Here is a 4775-nt window from a genome sequence, read left to right on the forward strand (position 1 = left end):
CATGTGTCGGCGGTTCGATTCCGTCTCGCGCCATCAATTCAATAATCAGGAAGGGTAGCGAAGAGGCTAAACGCGGCGGACTGTAAATCCGCTCCTTCGGGTTCGGGGGTTCGAATCCCTCCCCTTCCATCCTTTACGGGCATAGTTTAAAGGTAGAACTAAGGTCTCCAAAACCTTCAGTGTGGGTTCAATTCCTACTGCCCGTGTTAATAATTATGGCGGGTGTGGTGAAGTGGTTAACACACCAGATTGTGGCTCTGGCATGCGTGGGTTCGATCCCCATCACTCGCCTATTTATTATTTACATTATTGGGGTATAGCCAAGCGGTAAGGCAAGGGACTTTGACTCCCTCATGCGTTGGTTCGAATCCAGCTACCCCAGTTAAATTTATGCCGGCGTGGCGGAATTGGCAGACGCGCTGGACTCAAAATCCAGTGTCCGCAAGGACGTGCCGGTTCGACCCCGGCCGCCGGTATAGATTATAAAAGGAGTTTTTACTCCTTTTTTTGTTTATTTTTTTTCTTTTTTGTGATATAATTAACCGGTAAAGTTTCTGCTAGTGAATTAGAAGGAGTTTATTTTGTCTGAAGTTGCAAATAAAATCGATCGATTTTTAAATTCTATTTTATTATTATCTGAGAATCAACATGAGATTTTAGTTGGGTCTTGTACAAGTGGTGTTTCATTAACCAACACTCAGGAACATATTTTGATGCTGGTTGCTGATGAAGCTCTAACCAATTCTGTCTTAGCAAAGAAATTGAATGTTAGTCAGGCAGCGATCACGAAGGCTGTGAAGCCCTTATTAAGTCAGGGGATGCTGGAGACTTATCGCGATGAAAATGATGCACGGGTTCTCTATTATCGCTTAACTGAGATTGGTAAGCCAATTGCCTTAGAGCATCAGCACCACCATCAGCATACCCTTCACACTTATGAGGATGTTTTGTCGAAGTTTACTAAGAATGAGCAAGGGGTCATTTCGCGGTTTTTAGATTTATTGGAAGAGGAGTTATAGTTTGAGGTATATTTCGGTTTCAAATTTATCGTTCTATTATGATCGAGAACCGGTTCTGGAAGGGATCAATTACTACTTAGATAGTGGGGAGTTTGTTACCTTGACTGGGGAGAATGGGGCTGCTAAGTCAACCTTGATTAAGGCTAGCCTTGGCATCTTACAGCCCAAGGTTGGGACTGTTGAGATTTCAAAGACGAATGTTAAGGGAAAGAAGTTAAGGATTGCTTATTTGCCGCAACAAATTGCTAGTTTTAATGCAGGGTTTCCAAGTACGGTCTATGAATTTGTGAAGTCAGGTCGGTACCCTCGTAAAGGATGGTTTCGAAAGTTGAATGAGCACGACGAAAAACATATTCTGAAGAGTTTAGAATCTGTTGGGATGCTGGAGTTCAAGGATCGGGCGATTGGTTCTTTGTCTGGTGGTCAGAAACAGCGGGCTGTCATCGCTCGGATGTTTGCTTCAGATCCGGATATCTTTGTTTTAGATGAACCTACGACAGGGATGGATGCGACGACAAAGAGTGATTTTTATGAGTTGATGCATCACAGTGCGCATCACCATCAAAAATCTGTTTTGATGATTACGCATGATCCTGAAGAGGTTAGCCAATTTGCGGATCGGAATATTCATTTGGTTCGTGACCAAAGCTCTCCTTGGAGATGTTTTAATGTCCATGATACTGAAGGGGAGGGTGACCATGCTTGATTTATTCCAGTATGATTTTATGCAACGGGCCTTGTTGGCTATGGTTGCGATGAGTCTTTTTTCTCCTGTATTAGGGATTTTCTTGATTTTAAGACGGCAGAGTCTTATGAGTGATACGTTAAGTCACGTCTCTCTTGCTGGTGTCGCTTTTGGGCTTTTCCTTGGGATCTCTCCAACGCTCTCGACCATGATCATTGTCATTATTGCTGCGGTTTTTCTTGAGTATTTGCGGACCTTATTTAAGGACTTTATGGAGATCGGGACGGCAATTTTAATGTCCACAGGTCTTGCCCTAGCTTTGGTACTGATGCGTGGTGGTGGGAAGAGCTCGATGAGCTTGGATCAGTATTTGTTTGGTTCTACCCTAACCATTACGGATGAACAGGTGATCGCCTTGTTTGTGATTGCTTTCGTTGTATTAGTGCTGACGGCCTTATTCTTGCGGCCTATGTATATTTTGACCTTTGATGAAGATACGGCCTTTGTGGATGGGCTTCCGGTCCGGACCATGTCCATCTTATTTAATGTGGTAACGGGGGTTGCTATCGCCTTGATGATTCCTGCAGCAGGATCGTTATTGGTTTCAACCATCATGGTCTTACCGGCTAGTATTGCGCTGAGATTAGGGAAGAACTTCCGTGGGGTCATGCTGCTTGCGGTCATTATTGGCTTTATCGGGATGTTTAGTGGGTTGATTTTGTCTTATATTGCAGATACACCAGCAAGTGCCAGCATCACGCTTTTATTTGTGGCCTTGTTCTTGCTTGTGAATCTTGGATCACGTTTGAGGAAGTAAATATGAAATTTAAAAAAATAGGTTTAATGTTGTTGGTGGCTTTTGCCCTTATCTTGACAGCTTGTGGCAAAAGTCAGAGTCAAAATGGGAAATTAAAAGTGATGACCACTTTTTATCCTGTTTATGATTTTACAAAAAATATTGTCGGAGATGAAGGAACGGTAGACCTGCTCATTGGAGCGGGATCAGAGCCTCATGAATATGAATTGTCTGCTAAGGGGCGGGCTATGATTCAAGATTCGGATGTTTTCGTCTATGAAAATGAAAATATGGAAACGTGGGTTCCAAATCTTTTGAAATCAATGAAGGATAAGAAAACCAAAGTGATCGATGCTACCAAGGGCATGGTCTTGCTTCCTGGATTGGAAGAGGAACATGAACACGAAGGGGGCGAAGAACACCATCATGAATATGATCCTCACCTTTGGCTCTCTCCACATCGTGCCATGAAGATGGTAGAGTCGATTCGTGATCAATTGGTGGCAGCTTATCCAGATAAGAAAAAGACGTTTGAGAAAAATGCCCAAGCCTATCTAAAGAAATTACAGGCCTTGGATCAAGCTTATCAGGATGGCTTGAAAGATGCGAAACAAAAGAATTTTGTAACCCAACACGCGGCTTTCCGTTACTTGGCCTTGGATTATGGCTTAAACCAGGTGGCCATTTCAGGGATTTCACCTGATAGCGAGCCTTCTGCTGCACGATTGCGTGAATTGACAGAGTATATCAAGAAAAATGAGATCAAGGTCATTTACTTTGAGGAAAATGCTTCTAAGTCCTTGGCGAAAACCTTGTCTTCTGAAGCTGGTGTTAAGTTGGCTGTCTTAAATCCTTTGGAAAGCCTGACGGATCAAGAAATGAAAGATGGCGAAGACTACGTGTCTGTTATGAAGGAGAATCTGAAGGCACTAGAGAAAACCACATCCCAAGCTGGTAAGGATATTCAACCGGAACATGAGGAAGATTCTAAGACGGTTCAAAAAGGCTATTTCGAGGATAACCAAGTGAAGGATCGTAGCTTAGCAAATTACGCGGGTGATTGGAAATCGGTTTATCCATACTTGCAAGATGGAACTTTGGATCAGGTCTTTGATTATAAGGCAAAACTAAACCCAACCATGACTGCTGCTGAGTATAAGGAATATTATACCAAGGGTTACCAAACAGATATTGATCGGATTAAGATTGATAAGGATTCAATGGAATTTTATCAAAAAGGATCTTCTAAGAAATATACCTATAAATACGTAGGTAAGCACATTTTGACTTATAAGAAGGGGAATCGTGGTGTTCGTTATCTCTTTGAAGCCAAGGAGAGCGATGCGGGAGACTTCAAATATGTTCAATTTAGTGACCATGAAATCACTCCGGTAAAGGCAGCTCACTTCCACATTTTCCATGGAGGAAAGAGTCAAGAAGCGCTTTATGATGAGTTGGAAAATTGGCCAACTTATTATCCTTCCAACTTATCTGGTTTAGAAGTGGCACAGGAAATGCTGGCTCACTGAGAGTAGTATCCAAAGAGAGATTGGGATGTATTATCCCGGTCTTTTTTTGATCCGAAATAGGAAGTAGAGCTTGTCAAATGTTTGAAAATACGTTACAATGAAGGGGCTTTAAACTAAAAAAATGTATGGGGAATTTTAAATGAAAAAAGTTGGTGCAATTCTGGTGAGTTTTCTTAGTGTGCTCCTGTTGGTAGCTTGTTCGCAACAGAGCGCGAGTAAGAAATCAGATTCTTCTTCTAGTCAAACGAGTGCTTCTTCTGAGGTGAAAAAGACGACAGCTTCTAGTTCAGAAGTGAAGGAAAAAGAAAAAAAAGAAGTGAAAAAAGAAGTGAAAAAAGAAGTGAAGAAAATGGATCTTGAGGCTATTGCTAATGGGGATTACAGCAGTATTGCTGGTGTCTGGCAAGATGATAAAGGAAACAAGCTGGTCTTTAACGACAAAGGGTTGGTTTCACAAGAGTTGGAGGGCTATGGTGCTTCTTTGACGGATTATGGGACAGCCTCAGAAGGGATCTATGGTGGTCGTGATGGAGGCTTCTTGTTGGAGTATATTCCTGCAGGAGTGACCATTGGTGATCAGGTCGATGATCAAGGACAAGTCGTCTTTAAAGATACATCAGATGCCTCTAAAAACCGCTTATGGTCTGGTGTTGGTATCGCTAGTTTTGGGGAACAAGGCTCGATCTACTATCATGTAGGAGATGAATAATGGAAAAAGAGAGTGGGACAGAAATCGGTAATTCGTT

The 4775-nt window shown here is 42.3% G+C and carries 5 protein-coding genes and 5 tRNA genes; all 10 read left to right on the forward strand.

Going from position 1 to position 4775, the window contains the following annotated elements; genetic code table 11:
* Window positions 1-48 precede the first annotated feature (48 nt).
* The 10 genes from HMPREF2893_RS04440 to HMPREF2893_RS04485 all read left to right on the forward strand — a co-directional run bounded on the left by HMPREF2893_RS04440 (window position 49) and on the right by HMPREF2893_RS04485 (window position 4738).
* Window positions 49-129: transfer RNA gene (locus HMPREF2893_RS04440), tRNA-Tyr, on the forward strand.
* A gap of 6 nt (window positions 130-135) precedes the next feature.
* Window positions 136-206, forward strand: a tRNA-Trp gene (locus HMPREF2893_RS04445).
* Between the two features lie 12 nt (window positions 207-218).
* Window positions 219-291, forward strand: a tRNA-His gene (locus tag HMPREF2893_RS04450).
* 19 nt (window positions 292-310) lie between these two features.
* Window positions 311-382 (forward strand) — tRNA-Gln (locus tag HMPREF2893_RS04455).
* 10 nt (window positions 383-392) lie between these two features.
* Window positions 393-476 (forward strand) — tRNA-Leu (locus HMPREF2893_RS04460).
* Between the two features lie 105 nt (window positions 477-581).
* A complete protein-coding gene (locus HMPREF2893_RS04465; RefSeq protein WP_003004547.1) occupies window positions 582-1019 on the forward strand; it encodes a zinc-dependent MarR family transcriptional regulator in 438 nt (145 codons plus the stop codon).
* Between the two features lies 1 nt (window position 1020).
* The gene (locus HMPREF2893_RS04470) at window positions 1021-1725 is read left to right on the forward strand and encodes a metal ABC transporter ATP-binding protein (protein WP_070674580.1); all 705 of its coding nucleotides are present in this window, start codon (window positions 1021-1023) and stop codon (window positions 1723-1725) included.
* On the forward strand, window positions 1718-2521 hold the full coding sequence (locus HMPREF2893_RS04475) for a metal ABC transporter permease (protein WP_070674583.1): 804 nt from the start codon (window positions 1718-1720) through the stop codon (window positions 2519-2521). Before HMPREF2893_RS04470 ends, HMPREF2893_RS04475 begins: the two co-directional genes overlap by 8 nt.
* A gap of 2 nt (window positions 2522-2523) precedes the next feature.
* Complete coding sequence (locus tag HMPREF2893_RS04480) at window positions 2524-4029, forward strand: zinc ABC transporter substrate-binding protein AdcA (RefSeq protein WP_070674586.1); 1506 nt, start codon at window positions 2524-2526, stop codon at window positions 4027-4029.
* Window positions 4030-4168: 139 nt separating this feature from the next.
* The gene (locus HMPREF2893_RS04485; protein ID WP_070674588.1) at window positions 4169-4738 is read left to right on the forward strand and encodes a DUF6287 domain-containing protein; all 570 of its coding nucleotides are present in this window, start codon (window positions 4169-4171) and stop codon (window positions 4736-4738) included.
* Window positions 4739-4775 lie beyond the last annotated feature (37 nt).

Source organism: Streptococcus sp. HMSC072C09 (assembly GCF_001813105.1).
Lineage (GTDB): Bacteria > Bacillota > Bacilli > Lactobacillales > Streptococcaceae > Streptococcus.

Bases quoted from the DNA above. Each gene is read 5' to 3' on its own strand.
- HMPREF2893_RS04475 (WP_070674583.1), top strand. From the start codon at position 1,718: ATGCTTGATTTATTCCAGTATGATTTTATGCAACGGGCCTTGTTGGCT.
- HMPREF2893_RS04480 (WP_070674586.1), top strand. From the start codon at position 2,524: ATGAAATTTAAAAAAATAGGTTTAATGTTGTTGGTGGCTTTTGCCCTT.
- HMPREF2893_RS04485 (WP_070674588.1), top strand. From the start codon at position 4,169: ATGAAAAAAGTTGGTGCAATTCTGGTGAGTTTTCTTAGTGTGCTCCTG.